The organism is Paraburkholderia sp. BR14320 (assembly GCF_040948665.1).
Classification (GTDB): Bacteria; Pseudomonadota; Gammaproteobacteria; order Burkholderiales; family Burkholderiaceae; genus Paraburkholderia; species Paraburkholderia youngii.
The window spans coordinates 1-23,495 of the sequence record NZ_JBFPKG010000022.1 but is presented as its reverse complement, the minus strand read 5'-3'; the positions used below and the strand labels follow the sequence as shown (position 1 = coordinate 23,495).

Below are 23,495 nucleotides of genomic sequence, written 5' to 3'. Positions count from 1 at the left end.
ATACGTCTTTCCTCGACGATTTGCTTCAAAATACCCGGCACTATTCGGCCACAAAAGGAGCCCGATCCGCCATCCACCGCACCGATTGTCAGGGGCGCCTGACAAATCAGGCCCGATCGCCGGTGCTGCATTCCCATGCCAGCAGACCGGTCGATCCCGGCTGGAACCTCCCGATCCGCGCGGCGCCGCTCGCTGTGACGGCTCTGTATTCCGTCAGGCGCTCGAGCCCCTTTCCCGTTTCTACGCGCGAACACCATATGCCCGATCTGCACTGGACCATTCCGGTCGGTCGCTGGTCTAGCTGGCCGGCTACCTCGCCTGCCGCACCCGATGTCGGCTTTATCGAGCCGATCGTGCGGCGGCGTCTCAGCACGCTGTCCAAGGTCGCGCTCAAGGTCGCGCACGACTGCGTCGCGCAGGAACCCGCGCGCGTGGTTTTCGCGTCGCGGCACGGGGAATTGCGGCGCACCACCGACATCCTGCGCAGCATCAGCGCGGGCGAACCGGTGTCGCCGACCGCTTTCAGCCTGTCGGTGCTGAACGCGATGACCGGCGTGTTCGGGATCGCGCGCGGCGACCGTTCCGCCGCGAGCGCGGTATCGGCTGGTGCGCAAACGCTCGGCTATGCGCTGCTCGAAGCGTACGCACAATTCGCGGCACAACCGGACGTGCCGGTGCTGCTCGTCTATGCCGACGAACCGGCCGATCTCGCGTACGGCACGATCGAAGACGAAGTGCACGGCGGCGCGATCGCGGTGTTGCTCGACAAGGATGCGGCTGCAGGGCACGTTGTTTGCTCCCTGACCCGCGCCGACGAAGAGGCGACCGGGCAACCCGGCGAGCCGCGAACCGCACCGAGCGGCGCCACGAGCTTTCCGACCCAGAGCCAGGCGCTGCTGCACTGCCTCGAAACCGGCCAGCCCGCACGCTGGCAGCGCGCCGGCGCGCTGTGGCACTGGAGGTGGGATGAGCGCGCGGCTTGATTACGCGTGGCGTTTTTGCGCGACCGGCCTCGCCTTCGTCGCGTTCGGCGTGTGCGGCGTGCTGTTTTCGGTGCTCGTGTTTCCGCTCGCGTGGTTGTGGCCGCATCGCGCGTCCCGGCAGCGTGTCGTGACCGTCGTGATTCACAGGTTTTTCCGCGCGCTCGTCGCGGTGCTGCGGGGCCTCGGCGTGATGGAACTCGAAGTATCCGGGGCTGAGTCGTTGCGCGCGGGCGGACCGGCGATCGTCGTCGCGAATCACCCGACTTACCTCGACGTGATGGTCCTGCTGTCGCTGACGCCGCGCGCATGCTGTGTCGTCAAGCACGCGCATTGGCAAAACCCGTGTTTCTGGGGCATCGTGCGCGCGGCCGAATACGTGAGCAACGCGGACGCGATTGCGCTCGTCGAGGCGGGAGCCAGCCAGCTCGCGGCCGGTTACACGATGATCATTTTTCCCGAAGGCACGCGCAGCCCCGCGCCGAACCGGCTTCACGCGTTTTCGCGCGGTTTCGCGCACATGGCGCTGAAGGCCGGTGCGCCGATCGTGCCGGTGTTGATGGATTGCGATCCGCCCGCGTTCACGCGGCAGATGCGCTGGTACCACGTGCCGGCGCGCGCTTTCCGGATGCGCGTGAACGTGCTCGCGCCGCTTGGCGTCGCCGAGCTGGCCGCGCACGACACCACCGCGGCCATCGCGGCGCGCAGCGTGACGAATGCCGTAGAAGCCCACATTACCCAGCACCTGTTCGATTATGGATTCTTTAAAACTGGAAATTAAAAAGCTTCTGATCGAAGCCCTCGATCTCGAAGACCTGAGCCCCGCCGATATCGACGACGACGCCCCGTTGTTCGGTTCCGACGGCATCGGTCTCGATTCGATCGACGCGCTCGAAATCGGCATCGTGCTGCGCAAACAATACCAACTGACCATCGCGGCGAACGACGAACGTACCCGCGAGCACTTTCGCTCGATCAATACGCTCGCCGCGCTGGTCGCGAGCCAGCGCGAAGCGGCGCACGCTGCGAACGAAACCGCAAGGAAGGGGATTGAATCGTGACCGAGACTGAGATTCTCGAGCGCATCCGCGCGATCTTTCAGGAAAACTTCGCGATCGAGCCGCAGCGCGTGACGCCCGACGCTCATCTGTTCGAAGACCTCGATCTCGACAGCATCGACGCGGTCGATCTCGCGATCAAGCTGCAGGAGATGACCGGCCGCCGCATCAAGCCGGAGAACTTCAAATCCGTGCGCACGGTCGGCGACGTGATCGGCGCGGTCGAATCGCTGCTCGCGGCGCAAGGCTGATGCGGGCCGCGCACCCGCGCATGCAGATGCCGGAGCCACCTCACGCCGCAAGCGGGTCCGGCGCGCGGCCTCGCTGGAGCAGGACCGTCGTGCTGGTGCTGCTGAAACTCGCTTACCCCGTGCTGATCCTGTGTGCCTGGCGCTGGGATGCGCCGCGTCTGGTCGGCGGCATGCTGCTCGTGACCTTGTGGCTGCAGCGCTGGGCCGGCGGCGGTCCGGTCGCGATACCGCTGCGGCAGCTTTCCAGACTCGACTGGAGCGTGGTGGCGATGCTGAGTTGCGCGTCGGCGACGATCGTCGTCACCGATAGCGAACTGCTGCTGCGCTTCTATCCGTTGCTCGTCAATCTCGGCTTGCTGATCGCGTTCGGCGCGACGCTCGTGCGCGGGCCGTCGATGATCGAAAAATTCGCGCGCCTCGGCAGTCCCGATCTGCCGCCCGGTGCGGTGCACTATACGCGGCGCGTGACCCAGGTGTGGTGCGCGTTCTTCGTGCTGAACGGCGCGTTCTCCGCCTATACCGCGCTCTATTGGAGCCGCGCGGCCTGGTCGCTGTACAACGGCGCGATCGCCTATGTACTGATCGGCGTGCTGCTGGCGGGCGAATACGTGTGGCGACGCCTGTTCGTGCTGCCGCGCGCCGCGCGCGCGGATTCGGAGTCGGCCTGATGATCGCGTTGCATGATCTGTTGTCGGCCGATGCCGCGCTCGCAACGTCCGCCGCACCGGTGTGCCGCGACGGCGCCGTGCTGCTCGATCGCGCGGCGTTTCGCGCGCGCGTCGCTGGCTTGATCGAACTCGTGCAAACGCACGACTCGCGGCGCTGTGCGCTTTGTATCGACGATCCGTTCGAGTTCGCGTGCGCGTTGTTCGCGCTGTTCGCGTGCGGCAAGGAGCCGGTGATTCCTGCCAATGCAACGCCAGGCTATCTCGCCGATCTCGCTGACGCATACGACTTTCTGCTGACGGATGCGGATCTGCCGCCGTTCGTCGCAGAGACGCAAGTCGTCACGGCCAACACCGCGCTGCCGATCGACCCCCGCGCGCCGCTGACGCTCTACACATCCGGCAGCAGCGGCGCGCCGAAGCCGATCCGCAAGGCGCTCGCGCAATTCAACGCCGAAGTCCACACGCTCGAACAGCAGTGGGGCGCATTGCTCGGCGACGCGACGATGCTCGCGAGCGTGCCGCATCACCACATCTACGGTCTGCTGTTTCGCGTGTTGTGGCCGCTCGCGGCGGGCCGCGCGTTCGATCGCGCAATCGGCACGGAGCCGCTGCAGCTGCAGGCGCGCATCGCGCAATGCGGCGCGACGGCGGTCGTGTCGACGCCCGCGCAACTGTCGCGCTGGCCCGCGTTGCCGGGCTTCGCCGCGCTCGCGCCCGCGCCGCGCGCGTTCTTTTCGTCGGGCGGCCCGCTCGCGGCCGACGCCGCGCAGGCCTATGCGGCGAGCTACGGCGCGGCGCCGCTCGAAATCTACGGCAGCACGGAAACCGGCGGAATCGCGTGGCGGCGTCAGGATCAGGGCGACGCGTGGCAGCCGGTCGCCGGCGCCGAGGTGCGCCGCGACGACGACGGCGCGCTGTGCGTGCGCTCTCCGCATCTCGATCACGACGGCTGGCATCGTACGGGCGATCGCATCGCGTTCGACGCCGATGGGCGCTTCCGCTTGCAAGGGCGCCTCGACCGCGTGCTGAAGCTCGGCGGCAAGCGCGTGTCGCTGCCGGAGCTGGAGGCGCGTCTCGCGTTGCATCCCTATGTCGCGCAGGCGGCGCTGGTGCCGCTCCAAGGCGCGACGCGCGAACGGGTCGGCGCAGTGGTCGCGCTGACCGAAGCGGGCGGCGCGACATTGCGTGATGAAGGCCGCGTCGCGCTCGCGAAAACACTGCGCCGGCATCTGGCCGATTACTTCGATGCGGTCGTGCTGCCGCGTCACTGGCGTTTTCGAGTGAGCCTGCCATTCGACGCGCGCGGCAAGCTGCCTGGGAGCGCGGTCGCGGCCGCGTTCGCGCCGCTCGCCGAGGGTATGGAAGTGCTGGCCGAAACGCGCGTTGGCAACACGCTGCACTTTGTGCTGCGAGTGCCGCCGTCGCTCCAGCATCTCAGCGGCCACTTCCCGGGCCTGCCGATTCTGCCGGGCGTCGTGCAGGTGGACTGGGCGGCGCGGCTCGCGGCCGGGCATTGGCCGCGGGTGCGCGCGGTGGCGTCGGTCGATCGGCTGAAGTTCATGGCGCCGGTGTTGCCCGGTGCGGTGCTCGAGCTCACGCTCGCCTACGATGCCGCGCGCCGGCGCGTGCAGTTCGCGTACCGGCTCGACGGTCGCGAATGCGCGTCGGGCGTGCTCGTGCATCGGGAGGACGCGTGATGAAGTTCGCGCCCTGCATCGTCATTCCGATCTACAACCACAAGGACGCGATCGGCGCGACCGTCGCCAATCTCGCGGTGCACGGCTTGCCGATCTTCGTCGTCGATGACGGCAGCGACGGGCCGACCCAGCAGGTACTCGCCGCGCTCGCGCTGCGATACGCGCAGCAGATGACGCTGCTGCGTCTGCCCGAAAACGGCGGCAAGGGCGCGGCGGTGATGGCGGGTCTGCGCGCGGCGCGCGCCGCGGGCTACACGCACGCGCTGCAGATCGACGCCGACGGCCAGCACGACGCGACCGACGTGCCGCGCTTTCTCGATGCCGCGCGCGCCGAACCCGACGCGGTGATTCTCGGCCGTCCCGTGTACGACGACAGCGTGCCGAAGGCACGTCTGTACGGCCGCTATCTGACCCACGTATGGGTGTGGATCGAGACGCTGTCGCTGACGATCCGCGATTCGATGTGCGGCTTTCGTCTGTATCCGCTCGCGCTCGCATGCGAGCTGATCGACAGCGTCCGGCTGCCGACACGCATGGACTTCGACATCGAGATCCTCGTGCGACTGCACTGGCGGCGCGCCGCGTTCCGCTCGATCCCGACGCGCGTGACCTACGCGGCCGACGGCGTGTCGCATTTCGACGTGCTGTGGGACAACGTGCGCATCAGCCGCAGCCATACGCGGCTCGTGTTCGGCATGCTGTGTCGTCTGCCGCTGCTGCTCGCGCACAAGCTGATGCCGCGCCGCGGCGCGCTCGCCGACACAGCGGACGAACCCGCCGGCGATCCCCGGCCCGAAGCGTGGTGGCGCATCGCCGAACGCGGCAGCCGCCTCGGCATGAGCCTGCTCGCGCTGAGCTGCAAGCTGTTCGGCCGCCGCTTCACCGCACTGTGGCTGCATCCGGTCGTCGCGTATTTCCTGCTGACCGGCCGCGCCGCGCGCGCCGCATCGGCCAACTACTTCGCGCATCTGAACGCGGTCGCGCCGTCGGCGAATACGCCGCGCCCGGGGTGGCTCTCCGCGTATCGCCATATGCTCGCGTTCGCGCAATCGGGCTTCGACAAGCTCGCCGCATGGACCGGCCGCGTCGACGACACCGACGTCACGTTCGACGATGCCGCGGCATTCGAAGCCTTGATCGCGAGCGGCAAGGGCGCGCTCGTAATCGGCGCACACCTCGGCAATCTGGAGATGATGCGTGCGCTCGCAATCCGCGGCGATCACGCGAAGGTCACGGCGGTCGTCTACACCGAACATGCGCGCCGCTTCAACGAGGTGCTGGCGGCGTCGAATCGCGAGTTCGCGCGGCATCTGCTCGAAGTCGGCGACTTCGGTCCCGAGACCGCGGTGCTGATGCAGCAGCGCATCGATGCGGGCGAGCTGCTGGTGATCGTCGGCGACCGGGTGCCGGCGCGCGAGGCGGGGCGCACCACCGACGCGCAATTTCTCGGCGCGAGCGCGCCGTTCGCGCAAGGGCCCTACGTGCTCGCGCATGCGCTCGGCTGTCCGGTCTACCTGTTCTTCTGCCTGAAGGAACGCGACGGCTATCGCATGTACTTCGAACCGTTCGCCGAGCGCATCGAGCTGCCGCGCCGCGAACGCGCGCAGCATCTGGCCGCGTGGGCGCAACGCTACGCGCTGCGCCTCGAACACTATTGCCGCAAGGCCCCATATCAATGGTTCAACTTCTTCGATTTCTGGGCCGGCTCCGAGCGAGGCGCGAATGGCCGATCATGATCTGAACGATGTGCGATCCGCACCCGTTGTAGCGAATGCCGCTTGCGCCGCCGACTGCGCGCCGGTGGTCGTCGGTGCGCGCCGACTGACGATCGAAGAGGTCGTCGCGATTGCGCGGCAGCGCGCGTGCGTCGCGCTGAGCGACGACGCCGCATGGCGTGCGCGCATCGAGCGCGGCGCGGCGTTCCTGCGTCGCCAGTTGGCCGCCGGCGCGACCGTGTACGGCGTCACCACCGGTTATGGCGACGCCTGCGTGGTCGACGTGCCGATGGCGCTCGTCGAGGCATTGCCGCTGCAACTGACGCGTTATCACGGCTGCGGCATGGGCGCGTATCTCGACGATGCGCAAACCCTCGCCGTGATCGCCGCACGTCTGAATTCGCTCGCGTATGGCTTTTCGGGCGTGCGCACGGTGCTGCTCGAACGCCTTGCGGCGTTGATCAATCATCGCGTGTTGCCGCGCATTCCGTCCGAGGGCTCGGTCGGCGCGAGCGGCGATCTGACGCCGCTGTCGTACGTGGCGGCGGCGCTCGCGGGCGAGCGCGACGTGCAGTACGCCGGCGCGTTGCGCGCGGCGCGCGACGTGTGGGCCGAGCTGGGTGTCGAGCCGCTGACGCTCGCGCCGAAGGAAGGCCTCGCGCTGATGAACGGCACCGCCGTGATGACGGGTCTCGCGTGTCTCGCGGTAGCGCGCGCGGAGCACCTGACGCGGCTGGTCGCCCGTCTAACCGCGCTGGCGACCGTCGCGCTCGACGGCCGCGCAGCGCACTTCGACGCGACGCTATTCGATGTGAAGCCGCACGCGGGCCAGGCCGAAGCGGCCGCGTGGATCCGCGCCGATCTGGCCGGCCGCGCCGACACGCCCGGGCATCGTCTGCAGGACCGCTATTCGATTCGCTGCGCGCCGCATGTGATCGGCGTCGCGCGCGATGCGCTCGGCTGGGTGCGCCGCGACGTCGAAAACGAGCTGAACAGCGCGAACGACAATCCGCTCATCGATCCCGACAACGAACGCATCTTGCACGGCGGCAACTTCTACGGCGGCCATATCGCGTTCGCGATGGATGCGCTGAAGGTCGCCGTCGCCAATCTGGCGGATCTGATGGACCGGCAGCTCGCGCTGCTGGTCGATGTCAACTTCAACAATGGCTTGCCGCGCAATCTGTCGGGCGCGGCGCCCGACCGCGCGGCGATCAATCACGGTTTCAAGGCCGTGCAGATTTCGTCGTCCGCCTGGAGCGCCGAGGCGCTGAAGAACACGATGCCCGCGAGCGTGTTTTCGCGCTCGACCGAAGCGCACAATCAGGACAAGGTCAGCATGGGCACGATCGCCGCGCGCGACTGCCTGCGAGTGCTCGAATTGAGCGAGCAGGTCGCCGCCGCGCACACGCTCGCGACGGTGCAGGCCGTGCGTTTGCGCTTGCGCATCGATAGCGCGACGCCGGTGCCCGCGCCGCTGCGCGCATTCATCGACGAGATGGGCGCGCATTCGCCCTTCGTCGACGAGGACCGCGCGCTCGAAGGCGAGCTGCGCGCGCTGACCGCGCGCATTGCCGCGTGCGAACTGCTGGACATGATCGACGATCAGGAAGGAGTCAAGCTATGAGCGAGCCCGCGAAAACGCAGCACGTGCTCGCCGCGAGCGCGACCGTCGAAGTGCCGTTTCACGACGTCGACGCGATGAACGTGTGCTGGCACGGCAATTATCTGAAGTACTTCGAGTTGGGGCGCGCGGCGCTGTTGCGCGCGTTCGACTACGACTATCGCCAGATGCGGGCGTCCGGCTATCTGTGGCCGATCGTCGAGGCGCATCTGAAGTACGTGCGGGCCGCCGTGTACGGACAGAAGCTCGAAGTGCGCGCGCAACTGCTCGAATACGAAAACCGCCTGAAAATAGGCTATGAAATCGTCGATTGCGAATCGGGTGCGCGGCTCACGAAGGGCTATACGATCCAGGTCGCCGTCGATGCCGCCACCGAGGAATTGCAGTTCGTGTCGCCGCAGGTCGTATTCGACAAGCTGGAGCGCGTATGGGGACGATGAACCGACGTGCGTCCGTGTCGCGGATCGCGGGCGTGATCGGCATGATCGGCGCGCTGTGCGTGCCCGGATGGGCAGCACCGGCGCATGCGGCAACGGCTAACACTGCGCCCGCCAACGCCGCGCTCGTCTCGCAGATTGCCGCGCATCTCGCGCAGCCCAAGGGTGTGCGCTCGCAATTCACGCAGACGCAGACGCTCGCCGCGATGAAGCAGCCGCTCGTCAGCAACGGCACGTTGCTGTTCTTCCGCGAGCGAGGCGTGATCTGGCAAATCGACATGCCGTACAAGGCCACCTACGTGATCACCGATGCCGGTGTCGCGCAGGTCGACGCCAGCGGCCGACGTGTGAGCACACATGGCGCACAGGGCACGCGCGGCGTCGCGCAGGTGTCGAAGATGATGCGTGCGATGCTCGGCGGCGATCTGTCGGCGCTGTACTCGCAGTTCGACGTCAGCGCCGAAGGCAGCGCCGCGCAATGGCGCATGCGCCTCACGCCGAATCAACCGCAGCTCGCGCAATCGATCAAAGGCCTCGACATGAGCGGCGGCGATTATCTGCAAAGCCTGCGCATCACGCTCGCGAACGGCGACGTGACGAAGCTCGAGTTCGCGAACAGCGCGGCCGTCGCCGAGCCGACGCCGGACGAGCGCAGCCTGTTCGGAGCGCCGTGATGGAGATGCCGCAGCAGCGAGCCGCGAAACGCGCATGGGGCGTGCGCGCCGCTTGGCTCGTGCTCGCGCTGCTGGCGGCGCTGTATTGCGGCTGGCGCTTCGCCGGACCGTCACCGCTCGAAACCAATCTGCTCGCGCTGCTGCCCGCGACCGAAGCGGACCCGGTCGCCGAAAAAGCGGTCGACACGCTCGCGAGCGCGCTCGGCGATCGCACCGTGTTGCTCGTCACGAGCCGCGACGATGCGCACGCGAAAGCGGCCGCGAAGCAACTGGGTGCGTCGTTGCGAAAGAGCGGCGCATTTGCGTCGGTGACGGCCGAACTGCCGCCGTTCGACCTGTCGCAGATCGCGGCGCTGTATCTGCCGTACCGCTTCGGCCTGCTCGCGCCGGCCGATCGCACCGCACTCGCGAGCGCCAGCGCGACGACGCTGCACGATATGCTCGCGCAGCGCATCTACAGCCCATTGCAAGGCGGCCTCAGCACGCAACTCGCCGACGATCCGTTCGGCTGGCTCGAACGCTGGCTCGGCGATTTGCCGCTCGCGACCACGAATCTCGAAGTCGAGGACAACCTGCTGGTGTCGCATCGTCACGACGCGCAAGGCGATACCACCGGCGTGCTGATCATCGCGACGCTGCCGGGCTCCGCTTATGAAACGAAGACGCAGCGCGCGGTACACGCGGCGCTCGCCGACGCGGAAAATACGTTGCGCCGGGCGTTCCCCGATGTATCGGTCGCGCGCACCGGCGCCGTGTTCTACGCCGAGGCCGCGCGCAGCGCTGCCGAACGCGAGGTGCACGTGATCGGCATCGCGTCGCTATGCGGCATCGCGCTGCTGATGATGTGGGTGTTTCGCTCGCCGCGTCTGTTGCTGCTCGGCTTCGTCTCGACCGCGCTCGGCATCGTCTGCGCGCTCGCGGCGACGCTGCTGATCTTCGGCAAGCTGCATCTGTTGACGCTCGTGTTCGGCGCGAGCCTGATCGGCGAGGCCGTCGACTATTCGATCCAGTATTTCGTCGTTTATCTCGGCGCGGGCCGCGACTGGGATGCGCGGCGCGGCGCGCGCAGCGTGCGGCCCGCGCTGAGCGTGGCGCTGGCGACGAGCCTGCTCGGCTACGCGATCCTGATGTGGGTGCCGTTCCCCGCATTGAAGCAGATCGCGTGCTTCGCGATGGTGGGCATCACGACCGCATTCGCGTCGGTGCTGTGGCTGCTGCCCGCGCTGCTCGCGCGCGCGCCGAAGCGCAGCCCGCGACGCGTGTTCGCGGGCGCGGCGCGGCTGCTTGCGCGCTGGCAGCATGCGCTCGGCGGCAAGCGTGCGTGGCTGGTCGCCGCGCTGCTGCTGATCGCGTCGGCGCCCGGCTGGCTGCGTCTGACCATCGACGACGACATCCATTTGCTGATCCAACGCGATGCGTCGCTGGCCGCGCAGGAAGATACGGTGCGCGCAGCGGTCGGCGTCGATAACAGCGCGCAGTTTTTCGTCGTGCGCGGCGCGACCCAGGAAGCGGTGCTGCAACGCGCCGAAGCGCTCGGCGCGAAGCTCGATGCGCTGAACGGCACCGCGGATAGCGTCGGCGGCTATCAGTCGATCGCGCAGTTCGTGCCGTCCGCGCAACGTCAGAACGAAGATCGCGCGCTGCTTGCAAAGCATGTGTTCGGCGACACGGCCGCGTTGCGCGCGACGCTGCTGCAAGCGGGCTTCAAGGACGAAGTCGCCGAGGCGTGGCTCGCCGGCTTCGCTCAGCCGCCCGCGCCGCTGACCGTCGAGCGCTGGCTCGCGGCGCCTTGGTCGCAGCCGTATCGGCATTTGTGGCTCGGCGCGGTGGGATCGAACGACGCGAACCAGGCGCATGAAACAAGCTATGCGGCCGTCGTGATCCCGCAAGGCGTGACGCCGCGCAACGAGCCCGCGCTGATCGCGCTCGCTCAAGGCCTGCCCGGCGTCGTGTTCGTCGACAAGGCCGCGAGCGTATCGAAGCTGTTCGGCGCGTATCGCGTGGATAGCGGCTGGTGGCTCGGCGGCGCGCTCGTGCTCGTGTGCGCGCTGCTGATGCTGCGCTACGGGGCGCGCGGCGGTATCGCCACGACCTTGCCCGTGTTGTTCGCGGTCGGCGTCGCGCTGGCGGTGTTCGGCTACGCGGGCGTGCCGCTCAATCTGTTCAACTGGCTCGCGCTGATGCTGGTGCTCGGCGTCGGCGCAAACTATGCGGTGTTCCTGCGCGAAGGCTGCGCGCGCGCGGACGCGGATCTCGGCGCGGTGTGGACCGGCGTGCTGCTGTCGGCGGCGACCACGTTGTTGTCGTTCGGCATGCTCGGCGTCAGTGCGATGCCCGCGCTCAGGAGTTTCGGCACCACGCTCGCGCTCGGCATCGCGGTTGCCGTGTTGCTCGCGCCTATCGGCATGCCATCGGCGCAGTCATCGAATAAGTCATCGGGCAGGTCATCGGAATCACGGAGGGCGGCATGAAAGCGCCAACAGTCTATTTGCACGCGCTGGGCATGATCAACGCGCTCGGTGGCGACGTCGATCAGATCGTGCCGGCGCTCGCTGCCGCGAATTCGCCCGGCATGGGCAACGTGCATACCGGCATCGGCGACGCGTTCGTCGGCAGTGTGCTCGCGCCGCTCGAACTCGCGCCGCGGGCCGATCTCGCGCGCTATGACTGCCGCAACAACCGGCTGCTGCTCACGGCGCTCGCGCAGATCGCGCCCGCGATCGAAGCCGCGCGCGAGCGCTACGGCCCGGAGCGCATCGGCGTCGTGCTCGGCACCAGCACGTCGGGCATCGAAGCGGCCGAAACCGCGTTCGTCTATCACGCCCGGGCCGGCGAGCTGCCAGAGAGCTTCAACTACCGGCAGATGGAAATCGGCACGGCCGCGCCATTCGCGGCCGCCGCGCTCGGCGTGCAGGGACCGGCGTTTACGATTTCGACCGCGTGCACGTCGAGCGCGAAGGCGTTCGCGTCGGCGCGTCGGCTGCTGCAATTGCGGCTGTGCGATGCGGTCGTCGTCGGTGGTGTCGATTCGCTATGCGAATTGACGGTGCAGGGCTTTGCGTCGCTCGAATCGACCAGCAGCGCGCGCACCAATCCGATGAGCCGTAATCGCCGCGGTATCAACGTCGGCGAGGGCGCGGCCGTGTTCCTGATGAGCCGCGACGAAGCGGCGGTCCGGCTCGCGGGCGTCGGAGAATCGAGCGACGCGCATCATATATCGGCGCCGGACCCGCAGGGCGTCGGCGGCGAACTCGCGCTTCGCGACGCGCTCGCGGACGCGGGCGTCGCGCCGTCGGCGGTCGGCTATGTGAATCTGCACGCGACCGCCACGCAGAAGAACGATGAAATGGAAGCGCATCTGATGGCGCGGGTGTTTCCGGACGGGGTCGCCGCGAGCGGCACCAAGCCGCTGACCGGCCATCAGCTCGGCGCGGCCGGCGCGACCGAACTCGGCTTCGCGTGGCTCGCGCTCGCGCATGAGAACGCGACGCTGCCGCCGCATCTGTGGGACGGCGAAGCCGATCCCGCGCTGCCCGCGCTCGATCTCGTCGCCGGCGCGCGCCATCTGCCGCGCGGCACGGGCACGCAGTACGCGATGAGCAATTCGTTCGCGTTCGGCGGCAGCAATGTCAGCCTGATCCTCGCCCGGTAAAGCGCATGACGACTCCGCCACTCACCGTCGAGCAACTCGTGCGTCAGCCGATCGAAGCGATCATCCCGCATCGCGGCAGCATGCTGCTGCTCGATGCGATCGACACGTTCGCCGACACCACGTTGAGCGCGTTCGCCCGCGTCGATCCGCACGCATGGTATGCCGACGCCGCCGGCGCGATGCCCGCGTGGATCGGCATCGAGCTGATGGCGCAGGCGATCGCCGCGCACATCGCGCTCGTCGCGATGCGCGGCGGCGGCCATGCGCGTCACGGTGTGCTGCTCGGTTCGCGCAGCTATCAGGCGTTGCAGCCGGTGTTCCGAAGCGGCGCGCGCTTGCACGTTCACGTGAGCGAACTGCTGCGCAGCGACGCAGGTCACAGCGCCTACGAATGCACGATCGACGACGGCGACGCGCGCTGCGCCGAAGCCGCGATCAAGGTGTATCAACCGCCCGATTTCCAGTCATTCATCGAAGGGAGTATCAGTACATGAGCCGGCGAGTTCTCGTTACCGGCGCAAGCCGCGGCATCGGCCGGGCGATTGCGTACAAGTTGGCCGCCGACGGTTTCGCCGTGACCGTGCATTGCCGCACCGGACGCAGCGAAGCCGACGCGGTCGCGACGGGCATCGCCGCGCAGGGCGGCGCGGCGCGCGTGCTGCAATTCGACGTGCGCGAGCGCGCCGCGTGCCGCGAGGCGCTCGAAGCCGACGTCGCCGCTCACGGTCCGTACTACGGCATCGTGTGCAGCGCGGGGGTCACGCGCGACGCGGCGTTTCCGGCGCTCACCGAGGAAGACTGGGACGTCGTGATCGAAACCGGCCTCGATGCGTTCTACAACGTCGTGCATCCGCTGACGATGCCGATGGTGCGCGCGCGCCAAGGCGGCCGCATCGTCACGATCGCGTCGGTGTCGGGCGTGATGGGCAATCGCGGCCAGGTCAACTACAGCGCGGCGAAGGCGGGGCTGATCGGCGCGACCAAGGCGCTCGCGGTCGAACTCGCGTCGCGCAATATCACCGTCAATTGCGTCGCGCCGGGGCTGATCGAAACCGGCATGCTCGAACAGGTTACGGTCGACCACGCGCTGAAGACCGTACCGATGAACCGCGTCGGCCAGCCGGCGGAGGTCGCGTCGGTGGTGAGCTTTCTGATGTCGGATGGCGCGTCGTACGTGACGCGCCAGGTGATCGGCGTGAACGGCGGGATGGTCTGATGAAGCGCGTCGTCATCACCGGCATGGGTGGCGTGACCGCGTTCGGCGATAACTGGGACGCGGTCGAAGCGCGCCTGAAGCGCGGCGAGAACGCGGTGCGCCGCATGCCCGAGTGGGACTACTTCGAGTCGCTGCATACGCGCCTCGCGTGTCCGCTGCCCGGGTTCACGACCCCCGCGCATTACCCGCGCAAGAAGGTGCGCTCGATGGGCCCGGTGTCGCTGTACTCGGTGCGCGCGAGCGAACTCGCGCTCGCCGATGCAGGCCTCGCCGATGACACGACCATCGCCGACGGCCGCATGGGCGTCGCGTACGGTTCGTCGTCGGGCTCGGTGCAGCCGATCCGCGCGTTCGGCACGATGCTCGAAACCGGCTCGATGAACAACGTCACGTCGAACAGCTACGTGCAGATGATGCCGCACACGACGGCCGTCAACGTGAGCCTGTTCTGGGACCTCAAAGGCCGCATCATCCCGACTTCGTGCGCGTGCGCGTCGGGCAGCCAGGCGATCGGCTATGCGTACGAGGCGATCCAGTCCGGCAAGCAGACGCTGATGCTCGCGGGCGGCGCGGAAGAGTTGTCGGGTCCGGCAGTCGCCGTGTTCGACACGCTGTACGCGACCAGCACGCGCAACGACGAGCCGCATCTGACGCCGCGTCCGTTCGATGCCGCGCGCGATGGTCTCGTGGTCGGCGAGGGCGCGGCGACGCTGGTGCTGGAAGAGTACGAGCACGCAGTGGCGCGCGGCGCGCGGATTCATGCCGAGGTTGTCGGCTTCGGCTGCAACTCGGACGGCGCGCACATGACGCAACCGACCGCCGACACGATGGCGCTCGCGATGCGGCTCGCGCTGCGCGACGCGCAATTGCCGCCCGAGGCGATTGCCTATGTGAACGCGCACGGTACGTCGACCGATCGCGGCGACATCGCCGAAAGCCACGCGACCGCGCAGACCTTCGGCGCGCGCATGCCGATCAGCTCGCTGAAAAGCTATGTCGGCCATACGCTCGGCGCGTGCGGCGCGATCGAGGCGTGGTGGACGATCGAGATGATGAAGCGCAACTGGTACGTGCCGACGCTAAATCTCGACCACGTCGATCCGGCTTGCGTGCCGCTCGATTACATCGTCGGCGGCGCGCGCGAGATCGACGCCGAGTATGTGATGAGCAACAACTTCGCGTTCGGCGGCATCAACACGTCGCTGATTTTCCGGCGCGTTCGATGAGCGGCGGCTTGCAACGTGTGGTCGTGACCGGCATGGGCATCGTGTCGTGTCTCGGCAATACGCTCGACGAGGTCTGCGCGGCGTTGCGCGCGGGTCGCTCGCGCATCGAGCGTATCGACGCGTGGCGCGAGCGCGGATTTGCATCGCAGGTTGCCGGCGTCGCGTCGGTCGCGCAGGAGACGCCGTTCGAGCGCAAGCTCGATCGCTTCATGGGCGACACCGCGCGTTTCGCGTGCCACGCGGCGCGGCGCGCGATCGACGATGCGGGGCTCGACCTCGCTTCGTTGCAGTCGCCGCGTGCTGGAGTCGTGATCGGCTCGGGCGTCGGCACGCTCGCGAGCTACGACGCGGCACTCGCGATCGCGCAAACGCGCGGCGTCGACAAGGCGCCGCCGTACACGGTGCCGCACGCAATGAGCAGCACCGCGTCGGCGAACGTCGCGCAGATGTTCGGGCTCGAAGGCGTCAGCTATTCGCCGTCGTCGGCATGCACGACGTCGGCGCTCGCGATCGGTCAGGCGATGCAACTGATCCAGACCGGCCGCCAGCAGATCGTGCTCGCGGGCGGCAGCGAAGCGCTGCACGACAACACGACGCTGATGTTCGACGCGATGGGCGCGTTGTCGCGCCGCTTCAACGACACGCCGCTGAGCGCATCGCGTCCGTACGACACGCAGCGCGACGGCTTCGTGATCGCATCGGGCGGCGGCGTGCTGGTGCTCGAAGCGCTCGATCATGCGCTCGCACGCGGCGCGCGTATCTACGCGGAGCTGACGGGCTTCGGCGATTGCACCGATCGCGCGGGCATGGTCGCGCCGCGTGCGGCCGGCATCGCGCGTGCGATGCGCGGCGCGCTCGCGCAGGCGGGGCGGCGTCCCGACTACGTGAACACGCATGCGCCGTCGACGCCGCTTGGCGATCTCGAAGAACTGCATGCGTTGCGCGACGTGTTCGATGCATCGGCGCAAGGGGTGCCCGCGTTTTCGTCGACCAAGGGCATGACAGGACATTCGATCGGCGCGTGCGGCGCGCACGAAGCGATCTATACGCTGCTGATGATGCGCGACGGCTTTATCACCGGCACCGCGCTGGTCGATACGCCCGAGCCGCAAGTGCGCGACATGCCGCTCGTGCGCGTCACGCGCGACGCGCGCATCGACACGGCGATGTCGGTTTCATTCGGGTTCGGCGGCAGTTGCGCGAGCCTGATGTTCGAAGCATGGCGCGGCGCGCATACGGCGCGGCCGCCCATGCAAACCGTTGGAGGAGTGATTTGAACAGCGATTCTTCAAAGCCGACCGTGGTCGACGTTGCGATCATCGGCGCGGGTCCGGCCGGCGCGGTAGCTGCGGCGCTATTGCGCAAGACGGGCCGCTCGGTGCTGGTGCTGGAGCGGCAGCATTTTCCGCGCTTCTCGATCGGCGAGAGCCTGTTGCCGCAAAGCATGGCGTACCTCGAAGAGGCCGGCATGCTGCAGGCCGTCGTCGAGGCGGGTTTCCAGTACAAGAACGGCGCGCACTTTGTATATCGCGACCAGACCTCGTCGTTCGACTTCCGCGACAAGCATTCGCCTGGCTGGGGCACCACGTACCAGGTCGAACGCGCGCTGTTCGACGACGTGCTGATTCGCTGCGCGGCCGCGCAGGGCGCCGACGTGCGCTTCGGCCACACGGTGAGCGCAGTGCAGACTGGCGCGGCGCCTCTGCTCGACGTCGTCGATGAAACGGGGCACACGTATCAGATCGAAGCGCGTTTCGTGCTCGATGCGAGCGGCTTCGGGCGCGTGCTGCCGCGCCTGCTGAAGCTGGAGACCCCGACGCGCATGCCGACGCGCGCCGCATTGTTCACACACGTGCGCGACGGCCTTGCGCTCGACGACATCGATCGCAACAAGATCTGCATCGCGACGCATCCCGAGCGTCGCGACGTGTGGTTCTGGATGATTCCGCTCGCGGGCGGCCGTTCGTCGGTGGGATGTGTGGCCGAGGCGAGTTTTCTCGACGTGCCGGAAGGAGCGCGCGAGGTGGCGCTGCGCGCGCTGATCCAGCAGGAGCCGACGCTGAACCGGCTGATCGGGCAGGCGCCGTTCCTGATGCCGGTACGGAGAATCGGCGGCTACGCGGCGAACGTCGCGAGTCTGCACGGGCCGGGCTATGCGCTGCTCGGCAATGCGGGCGAGTTTCTCGATCCGGTGTTTTCGTCGGGGGTGACGATCGCGCTGCGCTCCGCGCATCTGGCGGCGCGCGCGCTGAACCGGCAGCTCGACGGCGAGACGGTGGACTGGTCAGCCGCTTACGACGTGCCGTTGCGCAAGGGCATCGACACCTTCCGCGCATTCGTCGAGCGCTGGTACACGGGCGAGCTGCAGGACATCATCTACTACCCGGAGCAGGTGACGCCGATCCGTCGGATGATCTGCGCGGTGCTCGCCGGATATGCGTGGGACGAGTCGAATCCGTATGTCGCCGACCCGGTGCGGCGGCTCAACGCGTTGCACGAGGTGTGCAAGGCGGGCTGAGGCGCGCAGCGATCCGAGCCGCCTAGGTCAAATGCTCAAGCCGCGATCTTCGCGCGCCCCGGTACGTGCTGGCGCGCGTCGTCGCGGCGATGCACGCGCTTGCCGGCCGCATACGTTTCGTACACCGCGCGATCGTCGCCGAGCAGCGCGAACGCGAACAACAACTCCTCGAGCGATTCGCGCCGCGCGGTGCGGCGCGCGAGCAGCGGCGTCGCTTGCGGGTCGAGCACGACGAAGTCCGCTTCTGAGCCGTCCCGCAGCGTGCCAACCTTGTCGCCGAGATCGAGCGCATCTGCCGCGCCGGCGGTCGCCAGATAGAACATCCGCGTCGCGGTCAGATGATGGCCGCCGAGGCGCGCAACCTTGTGCGCTTCGTTCATCGTCTGCAGCATCGAGAACGACGTACCGCCGCCGACGTCGGTCGCGAGCGCGATCGGCATGCCGGCCGAGTCGGCCTTCTCGAAGTCGAACAGCCCGCTGCCGAGGAACAGGTTCGACGTCGGGCAGTGCGACGCCAGCGCGCCGGTTTGCGCCATGCGTTTGCGGTCCTCGTCGTCGAGGTAGATGCAATGGCCGTACACCGCGCGACGGCGCAACAGCCCGTAGTGATCGTAAATGTCGAGATAGCTGCGGTGGCCGGGGAACAGCTCGGCGACCCATTTCACTTCGTCGGTGTTTTCCGCGACGTGGCTCTGGATGAATACGTCCGGATGCAGTCGCGCGAGCGCGCCGCAGGCTTCGAGCTGCGCTTCGGTCGAGGTCGGCGCGAAGCGCGGCGTCAGCGCGTACATCTGACGGCCGCGGTTGTGCCAGCGGCCGATCAGCTCGGCGCTGTCGTCGTAGCCCGATTGCGCGGTGTCGCGCAGGAACTCCGGGCAGTGGCGGTCCATCAGCACCTTGCCCGCGACCATGCGCAGATTGCGCGCTTCGCTCTCGGCGAACAGGGCATCGGCGGATTCCTTGTGCACCGTGCAGTACACGAGCGCGGTCGTGGTGCCGCAGGCGAGCAGTTCGTCGACGAAAAAGCTCGCGGTGTCGCGCGCGTGGTCGATGTCGGCGAAGCGGCGCTCGGTCGGGAACGTGTACGTATCGAGCCACGGCAGCAGACCCGGCGCCGGCGACGCGATCATGTCGGTCTGCGGATAGTGGATGTGCGTATCGATGAAGCCCGGCACGATCAGCTTGTCGCGCCGCTCCACGATCTGCGTGCCGGGCGCGAGCCGCGACGCGAGCGCCGCGTACGCGTCCGCTGCGACGACGCGGCCGTCTTCGACGATCAACAGACCGTCCTCGTGAAAGACAGCGGCGTTCGGCGCGTGCGCCGGATCGCCGTTGAAGGTCAACAGCGGCGCACGGAATGCAGTTTGTGCCGCTTGCGTGGTATGAGCCGATTCAGTCATGGAAAAGCTGTCTCCGAATGTTGAAAGCTGGGCGGCGCAGGCAGCGGTTGCCCCGTTCGGGGTCTTACCGATCCCCGAACGAAGCGAATCCGCTGGCCGCCGACGTCAGTCGAGGCCGGTCAGTTGAAATCCATTGACGCGCGGCTTACTGCCGCCAGTGCGCGTCTAGCTTAGCGATCAGCATCGCGCGTTCCTCGGGCGTCACGAACGACGCCTCGAAGCCGTTGCGGATGATCGTGTAGACCTCCGCGTCGTCGAGTTTCAGCGCGTCGATCGTCGCCAGATAGTTCGCGTTCACGTAGCCGCCGAAATAGGCCGGATCGTCGGAATTGACGGTCACCGCGACGCCGCGATCGAGCAGATCCTTCAGCGTGTGTTTGGTCAGGTCGTCGAACACGCACAGCTTCAGGTTCGACAGCGGGCAAACGGTGAGCGCGACGCGCGTATCGGCGAGGCGCGTGACGAGCGCTGGGTCCTCGATGCTGCGCACGCCGTGATCGACGCGATCGACCTTCAGCACGTCGAGCGCTTCGTAGATGTAGGACGGCGGGCCTTCCTCGCCCGCATGCGCGACGAGCTTCAGACCGAGCGCGCGCGCCTTCGCGAACACGCGCTCGAACTTCGACGGTGGATGACCGCGCTCCGACGAATCGAGGCCCACGCCGATCAGCCGATGCTTGTACTGTTCGAACAGAGGCAGCGCTTCGTCGAAGGTGGCGAGCGCATCGTCCTCGGACAGATGGCGCAGGAAACACAGGATCAGCTTGCTCGTGATGCCGCGCTTCTCCGCGTCGGCGAGCGCGCGTTCGATGCCGGCCACCACCGTTGCGATCCGCACGCCGCGCTCGGTGTGCGTCTGCGGGTCGAAGAAGATTTCGCTATGCACGACGTTGTCGGCGACGCAGCGCTCGACGTAGGCCATCGTCATGTCGTAGAAGTCCTGCTCGTGCAGCAGCACGCTCGCGCCCGCGTAGTAGATGTCGAGGAACGATTGCAGATCGGTGAACGCATAGGCGGCGCGCAAGGCTTCCACCGAGTCGTACGCGAGCTTCACGCCGTTGCGCTGCGCGAGCGCGAAAATCAGCTCGGGTTCGAGCGAGCCTTCGATGTGGATATGCAGCTCGGCCTTCGGTGCGCGCGCGGTTTTGTCGGCGAGCGTAACGACGGAAGCGGGGGTAGCGGTTGTCGTATTCATGGTGATTTGGAATTGTGTATGGGGAAGTGAGCGGCGCGGCTCGCGGATCAGACCGCCTGCGTCGCGTGGCGCGCGCCCGCGTTCGCCTCGACCGCCTGCAGCACCTGCGCGGCCGCCGAGATCGCGATGACCTCGGGCGACTTGTCGACGATGCCGTCTACGCCCAGCGGACACTTCATCCGCGCGATCCGCGCCGGATCGATGCCGTGCGCCGCGAGCCGGTGCTCGAACTGCTTGCGCTTGGTGTGCGAGCCGATCATGCCGAAGAACGCGAAATCGCCGCGCCGCAGGATGCGCTGGGCGAGGTCGAGATCGCGCGCGTGGTTGTGCGTCATCACGATGAAGTACGTGTTCGGCGCGGCCTGATCGATCGCTTCGTCGGGGGCGTCGTTCGCGTCGATCGTCACGTTCGGCGCGTGCAGCGTATCGAGCGGCGGAAACTGCGCGTCGCGCTCGTCGACCCAGCGCACCGTGCAGGGCAGCGTCGCGAGCACGCGCACGAGCGCCGCGCCGACGTGGCCGGCGCCGAACAGCACGACGGCGAATTCGCCCGGCGCGATGGTTTCGGTCAAGAGCGCGCTGCTGTCGTCGAAACCGGCGCCGTCCCACAGCAGGCAGTCGGCGGAATCGATGCCGGGCTCGGGCTCGGACAGCATCACCGCATCCGGCGCGGGGCCGAATGATACGCTACGCACCGTCGATTGCCCCGCCGCGAGGCGCTTGGCGAGCGACGCGAGCCAGCCGAGATCGCCGACGTCGAGCCGCTCGAATGCGAGGATCACCGCGCCGCCGCAGCACTGCCCGAGGCTCGGCCCCAGCGCGAAGCGTTCGAGCCGCCGCATGTGCGGTGCGCGCATGCCGTCGCGCAGCACCTGGCGCGCGGTCTCGATCGCCTTCCATTCGAGGTGGCCGCCGCCGATCGTATGCTTGGCCGCGTCGCGCGTGACGATCATCTTCGTGCCGGCTTCGCGCGGCGCCGAACCTTCGACGCGCGCGACCGTCACCAGCACGGCGGCGTCGCCATGTGCGAGCAGATGTTGCAGGTCAGTGAGCCAGGCTTGCATCCGGCGATTCTCCTTGCGGGGCCGCGTCGGGTGTCGGCGCGGCGGGTGGCGTGGGGGTGTCGGCGCCGTCGGGATGCGCGGCGGCTGCGGTCGGATCTGCGTGCTGCGAAGCGTTCGACGCACTCAACGCATCCAGCGCGTCGAGTATCGCCTCGGGCGTCGCCGGCGCACGCAATGGCGGAGCATGTCGTGCGCCCGGCACCGCGGCTGCGATCGCGTCGCGAATCGCAAGAAACACCGAGAACGGCAGCAGCAACGGCGGCTCGCCGACGGCCTTCGAGCGGAATACGGTCGGCTCGGCATTGCTGTTGTCGTAGAGCCGCACGTGGAATGCGGCGGGCGTATCGCTGACCGCGGGAATCTTGTACGTCGACGGCGCGTGCGTCATCAGGCGGCCGTCGCGGTTCCACCACAGCTCTTCGGTGGTGAGCCAGCCCATGCCCTGAATGAAGCCGCCTTCGATCTGGCCGAGATCGATCGCCGGATTGATCGATTGGCCCGCGTCGTGCAACACGTCCGCGCGCACGAGCTTCCACTCGCCGGTCAGCGTATCGACGACGACCTCCGACACCGCCGCGCCATACGCAAAGTAATAGAACGGATGACCGGTCAGCGTCTTCGCATCCCAATGCACTTTCGGGGTCGCATAGAAGCCGTCCGACCACAACTGCACGCGCGCGAGATACGCGGCGTTGACGAGCTGTTCGAACGGCAGCGCGCCACCGTTCACCGCTACGCTGCCGCGCGCGAACTGCACGTCGCTCGCATCGCCGCCGAGCTGGCGCGCCGCGACTTCGGCGAGGCGGGCGCGGATCGTCTGCGCCGCCGCTTCGGCGGCCATGCCGTTCAGATCGCTGCCGGTGGAAGCCGCGGTCGCGGAGGTGTTGGCGATTTTCGACGTATCGGTCGCGGTCACCCGCACGCGCGATAGCGGCAAGCCGAACTGATTCGCGACCACTTGCGCGACTTTCGTGTTGAGCCCCTGGCCCATCTCAGTGCCGCCGTGATTGACGAGCACGGAGCCGTCCTTGTACACGTGCACGAGCGCGCCGGCCTGATTCAGGAACGGCACGTTGAACGAGATGCCGAACTTGACCGGCGAAAACGCGAGACCGCGTTTGAGTACGGGACTCTTCGCATTGAATTCGGCGAGCGCCGCGCGCCGCGCGCGGTAGTCGCTCGAATCGAGCAGCGCGTCGGTCAGCGGCGCGATGATGTTGTCTTCGACGCGCTGTCCGTATGGCGTCGTATCGCGTTCGCCGACGCCGTAGTAATTCGCGAGCCGCACGTCGAGCGGATCTAGCCGCAACTCGCGCGCGATGCCGTCGAGCAGCACCTCCATCACGAGCGCGCCCTGTGGTCCGCCGAAGCCGCGAAACGCGGTGTTCGACTGCGTATTGGTCTTGCAGCACAGTGCGACGATATCGACGTCGGGCAGGTAGTACGCGTTGTCGAAGTGGCATACCGCGCGCGTCGCGACCGCGCCGGACAGATCCGCCGAATAGCCGGCGCGCAGCGCGATTTCGACGCGTACGCCAAGCAGGCGGCCTTGATCGTCGAAACCCGCGTCGTATTCGTAGACCGCGTCGTGGCGCTTGCCGGTGATCAGGAAGTCGTCGTCGCGATCGGCGCGCAGCTTGACCGGCCGACGCAAGCGTTGCGCCGCGAGCGCGGCCACGCACGCGAATAGCGCCGATTGCGATTCCTTGCCGCCGAAACCGCCGCCCATGCGCCGGCATTCGCACACGACGTTATGCGCGGGCCAGTCGAGCATATGCGCGACCACTTGCTGCATTTCGCTCGGATGCTGCGTCGAACTGTAGACGAGTAAGCCGTCCATCTCCTTGGGCACCGCATAGGCGATCTGGCCTTCGAGATAGAACTGCTCCTGGCCGCCGACCTCGAACGTGCCGGCGAGCCGATGCGGCGCGGCGGCGATCTTCGCGTCCGGATCGCCGCGCCGCAGATGCAGCGGCGGCAGCACGAACTGCTTCGCGGCTTTGGCATCGGCGGCGGTGAGGATCGCGTCGAGCGGCTCGTAGCGGATCACGTCGTCGCTTTTCGCGAGCGCGGCCGCGCGGCGGGCGAGTTCGTGAGTTTCGGCGATCACCGCGAAGACG

21 protein-coding genes are annotated in these 23,495 nt (G+C 67.8%); 17 read left to right on the top strand and 4 right to left on the bottom strand.

The window, feature by feature from the left end:
- The first annotated feature begins 257 nt into the window (after positions 1–257).
- Genes AB3X89_RS20625 through AB3X89_RS20545 form a run of 17 tightly spaced genes read left to right on the top strand, consistent with a single transcriptional unit; the run spans position 258 to position 17,716 of the window.
- A complete protein-coding gene (locus AB3X89_RS20625; RefSeq protein WP_368584904.1) occupies positions 258–983 on the top strand; it encodes a beta-ketoacyl synthase chain length factor in 726 nt (241 codons plus the stop codon).
- Entirely contained in the window at positions 967–1,761 is a 795-nt protein-coding gene (locus AB3X89_RS20620) for a 1-acyl-sn-glycerol-3-phosphate acyltransferase (RefSeq protein WP_368584903.1), read from the top strand. Before AB3X89_RS20625 ends, AB3X89_RS20620 begins: the two co-directional genes overlap by 17 nt.
- On the top strand, positions 1,736–2,041 hold the full coding sequence (locus AB3X89_RS20615; RefSeq protein WP_176105339.1) for a phosphopantetheine-binding protein: 306 nt from the start codon (positions 1,736–1,738) through the stop codon (positions 2,039–2,041). The genes AB3X89_RS20620 and AB3X89_RS20615 overlap by 26 nt, the downstream gene beginning before the upstream one ends.
- Complete coding sequence (locus tag AB3X89_RS20610) at positions 2,038–2,289, top strand: acyl carrier protein (protein ID WP_013090186.1); 252 nt, start codon at positions 2,038–2,040, stop codon at positions 2,287–2,289. Before AB3X89_RS20615 ends, AB3X89_RS20610 begins: the two co-directional genes overlap by 4 nt.
- A gap of 20 nt (positions 2,290–2,309) precedes the next feature.
- The gene (locus AB3X89_RS20605) at positions 2,310–2,957 is read left to right on the top strand and encodes a hypothetical protein (protein ID WP_368584991.1); all 648 of its coding nucleotides are present in this window, start codon (positions 2,310–2,312) and stop codon (positions 2,955–2,957) included.
- Entirely contained in the window at positions 2,957–4,654 is a 1,698-nt protein-coding gene (locus AB3X89_RS20600) for an AMP-binding protein (RefSeq protein WP_368584902.1), read from the top strand. Before AB3X89_RS20605 ends, AB3X89_RS20600 begins: the two co-directional genes overlap by 1 nt.
- Positions 4,654–6,390 (top strand): glycosyltransferase, encoded by a 1,737-nt coding sequence (locus AB3X89_RS20595; protein WP_368584901.1) that lies wholly within the window; start codon positions 4,654–4,656, stop codon positions 6,388–6,390. Before AB3X89_RS20600 ends, AB3X89_RS20595 begins: the two co-directional genes overlap by 1 nt.
- Positions 6,377–7,996, top strand: coding sequence for a histidine ammonia-lyase (gene hutH, locus AB3X89_RS20590; RefSeq protein WP_368584900.1), 1,620 nt, complete (start codon positions 6,377–6,379; stop codon positions 7,994–7,996). Before AB3X89_RS20595 ends, hutH begins: the two co-directional genes overlap by 14 nt.
- On the top strand, positions 7,993–8,433 hold the full coding sequence (locus AB3X89_RS20585) for an acyl-CoA thioesterase (RefSeq protein WP_368584899.1): 441 nt from the start codon (positions 7,993–7,995) through the stop codon (positions 8,431–8,433). The genes hutH and AB3X89_RS20585 overlap by 4 nt, the downstream gene beginning before the upstream one ends.
- Positions 8,421–9,104 carry an outer membrane lipoprotein carrier protein LolA gene (locus tag AB3X89_RS20580; protein ID WP_368584898.1) on the top strand — a complete coding sequence of 228 codons (684 nt, stop codon included), beginning with the start codon at positions 8,421–8,423 and terminating at the stop codon, positions 9,102–9,104. The genes AB3X89_RS20585 and AB3X89_RS20580 overlap by 13 nt, the downstream gene beginning before the upstream one ends.
- Positions 9,104–11,575 carry an MMPL family transporter gene (locus tag AB3X89_RS20575; RefSeq protein ID WP_368584897.1) on the top strand — a complete coding sequence of 824 codons (2,472 nt, stop codon included), beginning with the start codon at positions 9,104–9,106 and terminating at the stop codon, positions 11,573–11,575. The genes AB3X89_RS20580 and AB3X89_RS20575 overlap by 1 nt, the downstream gene beginning before the upstream one ends.
- A complete protein-coding gene (locus AB3X89_RS20570; protein WP_368584896.1) occupies positions 11,572–12,756 on the top strand; it encodes a beta-ketoacyl-[acyl-carrier-protein] synthase family protein in 1,185 nt (394 codons plus the stop codon). Before AB3X89_RS20575 ends, AB3X89_RS20570 begins: the two co-directional genes overlap by 4 nt.
- Before the next feature lie 5 nt (positions 12,757–12,761).
- On the top strand, positions 12,762–13,250 hold the full coding sequence (locus tag AB3X89_RS20565) for a hotdog family protein (RefSeq protein ID WP_368584895.1): 489 nt from the start codon (positions 12,762–12,764) through the stop codon (positions 13,248–13,250).
- Positions 13,247–13,972, top strand: coding sequence for a 3-ketoacyl-ACP reductase FabG2 (locus tag AB3X89_RS20560; protein WP_176124376.1), 726 nt, complete (start codon positions 13,247–13,249; stop codon positions 13,970–13,972). Before AB3X89_RS20565 ends, AB3X89_RS20560 begins: the two co-directional genes overlap by 4 nt.
- Positions 13,972–15,198, top strand: a complete 1,227-nt coding sequence (locus AB3X89_RS20555; protein ID WP_368584894.1) for a beta-ketoacyl-ACP synthase — start codon at positions 13,972–13,974, stop codon at positions 15,196–15,198. The genes AB3X89_RS20560 and AB3X89_RS20555 overlap by 1 nt, the downstream gene beginning before the upstream one ends.
- On the top strand, positions 15,195–16,475 hold the full coding sequence (locus AB3X89_RS20550) for a beta-ketoacyl synthase (protein WP_368584893.1): 1,281 nt from the start codon (positions 15,195–15,197) through the stop codon (positions 16,473–16,475). Before AB3X89_RS20555 ends, AB3X89_RS20550 begins: the two co-directional genes overlap by 4 nt.
- Positions 16,472–17,716 carry an NAD(P)/FAD-dependent oxidoreductase gene (locus AB3X89_RS20545; protein ID WP_368584891.1) on the top strand — a complete coding sequence of 415 codons (1,245 nt, stop codon included), beginning with the start codon at positions 16,472–16,474 and terminating at the stop codon, positions 17,714–17,716. Before AB3X89_RS20550 ends, AB3X89_RS20545 begins: the two co-directional genes overlap by 4 nt.
- Positions 17,717–17,751: 35 nt before the next feature.
- Here the strand turns inward: AB3X89_RS20545 and guaD are convergent, their stop codons facing one another.
- The 4 genes from guaD to xdhB form a co-directional block, all read right to left on the bottom strand.
- Positions 17,752–19,116 carry a guanine deaminase gene (gene guaD, locus AB3X89_RS20540; RefSeq protein ID WP_368584890.1) on the bottom strand — a complete coding sequence of 455 codons (1,365 nt, stop codon included), beginning with the start codon at positions 19,114–19,116 and terminating at the stop codon, positions 17,752–17,754.
- A gap of 145 nt (positions 19,117–19,261) precedes the next feature.
- A complete protein-coding gene (locus AB3X89_RS20535) occupies positions 19,262–20,311 on the bottom strand; it encodes an adenosine deaminase (protein WP_368584889.1) in 1,050 nt (349 codons plus the stop codon).
- A gap of 47 nt (positions 20,312–20,358) precedes the next feature.
- Positions 20,359–21,375, bottom strand: a complete 1,017-nt coding sequence (gene xdhC, locus AB3X89_RS20530) for a xanthine dehydrogenase accessory protein XdhC (protein WP_368584888.1) — start codon at positions 21,373–21,375, stop codon at positions 20,359–20,361.
- Positions 21,356–23,495, bottom strand: a 2,140-nt coding sequence (gene xdhB, locus AB3X89_RS20525; protein ID WP_368584887.1) for a xanthine dehydrogenase molybdopterin binding subunit, incomplete at its 5' end; no start/stop codon positions are given. The genes xdhC and xdhB, both read right to left, overlap by 20 nt.

Bases quoted from the DNA above. Each gene is read 5' to 3' on its own strand.
- AB3X89_RS20625 (WP_368584904.1), top strand. From the start codon at position 258: ATGCCCGATCTGCACTGGACCATTCCGGTCGGTCGCTGGTCTAGCTGG.
- AB3X89_RS20620 (WP_368584903.1), top strand. From the start codon at position 967: ATGAGCGCGCGGCTTGATTACGCGTGGCGTTTTTGCGCGACCGGCCTC.
- AB3X89_RS20615 (WP_176105339.1), top strand. From the start codon at position 1,736: ATGGATTCTTTAAAACTGGAAATTAAAAAGCTTCTGATCGAAGCCCTC.
- AB3X89_RS20605 (WP_368584991.1), top strand. From the start codon at position 2,310: ATGCAGATGCCGGAGCCACCTCACGCCGCAAGCGGGTCCGGCGCGCGG.
- AB3X89_RS20600 (WP_368584902.1), top strand. From the start codon at position 2,957: ATGATCGCGTTGCATGATCTGTTGTCGGCCGATGCCGCGCTCGCAACG.
- AB3X89_RS20595 (WP_368584901.1), top strand. From the start codon at position 4,654: ATGAAGTTCGCGCCCTGCATCGTCATTCCGATCTACAACCACAAGGAC.
- hutH (WP_368584900.1), top strand. From the start codon at position 6,377: ATGGCCGATCATGATCTGAACGATGTGCGATCCGCACCCGTTGTAGCG.
- AB3X89_RS20585 (WP_368584899.1), top strand. From the start codon at position 7,993: ATGAGCGAGCCCGCGAAAACGCAGCACGTGCTCGCCGCGAGCGCGACC.
- AB3X89_RS20580 (WP_368584898.1), top strand. From the start codon at position 8,421: ATGGGGACGATGAACCGACGTGCGTCCGTGTCGCGGATCGCGGGCGTG.
- AB3X89_RS20575 (WP_368584897.1), top strand. From the start codon at position 9,104: ATGGAGATGCCGCAGCAGCGAGCCGCGAAACGCGCATGGGGCGTGCGC.
- AB3X89_RS20570 (WP_368584896.1), top strand. From the start codon at position 11,572: ATGAAAGCGCCAACAGTCTATTTGCACGCGCTGGGCATGATCAACGCG.
- AB3X89_RS20565 (WP_368584895.1), top strand. From the start codon at position 12,762: ATGACGACTCCGCCACTCACCGTCGAGCAACTCGTGCGTCAGCCGATC.
- AB3X89_RS20560 (WP_176124376.1), top strand. From the start codon at position 13,247: ATGAGCCGGCGAGTTCTCGTTACCGGCGCAAGCCGCGGCATCGGCCGG.
- AB3X89_RS20555 (WP_368584894.1), top strand. From the start codon at position 13,972: ATGAAGCGCGTCGTCATCACCGGCATGGGTGGCGTGACCGCGTTCGGC.
- AB3X89_RS20550 (WP_368584893.1), top strand. From the start codon at position 15,195: ATGAGCGGCGGCTTGCAACGTGTGGTCGTGACCGGCATGGGCATCGTG.
- guaD (WP_368584890.1), bottom strand. From the start codon at position 19,116: ATGACTGAATCGGCTCATACCACGCAAGCGGCACAAACTGCATTCCGT.
- AB3X89_RS20535 (WP_368584889.1), bottom strand. From the start codon at position 20,311: ATGAATACGACAACCGCTACCCCCGCTTCCGTCGTTACGCTCGCCGAC.
- xdhC (WP_368584888.1), bottom strand. From the start codon at position 21,375: ATGCAAGCCTGGCTCACTGACCTGCAACATCTGCTCGCACATGGCGAC.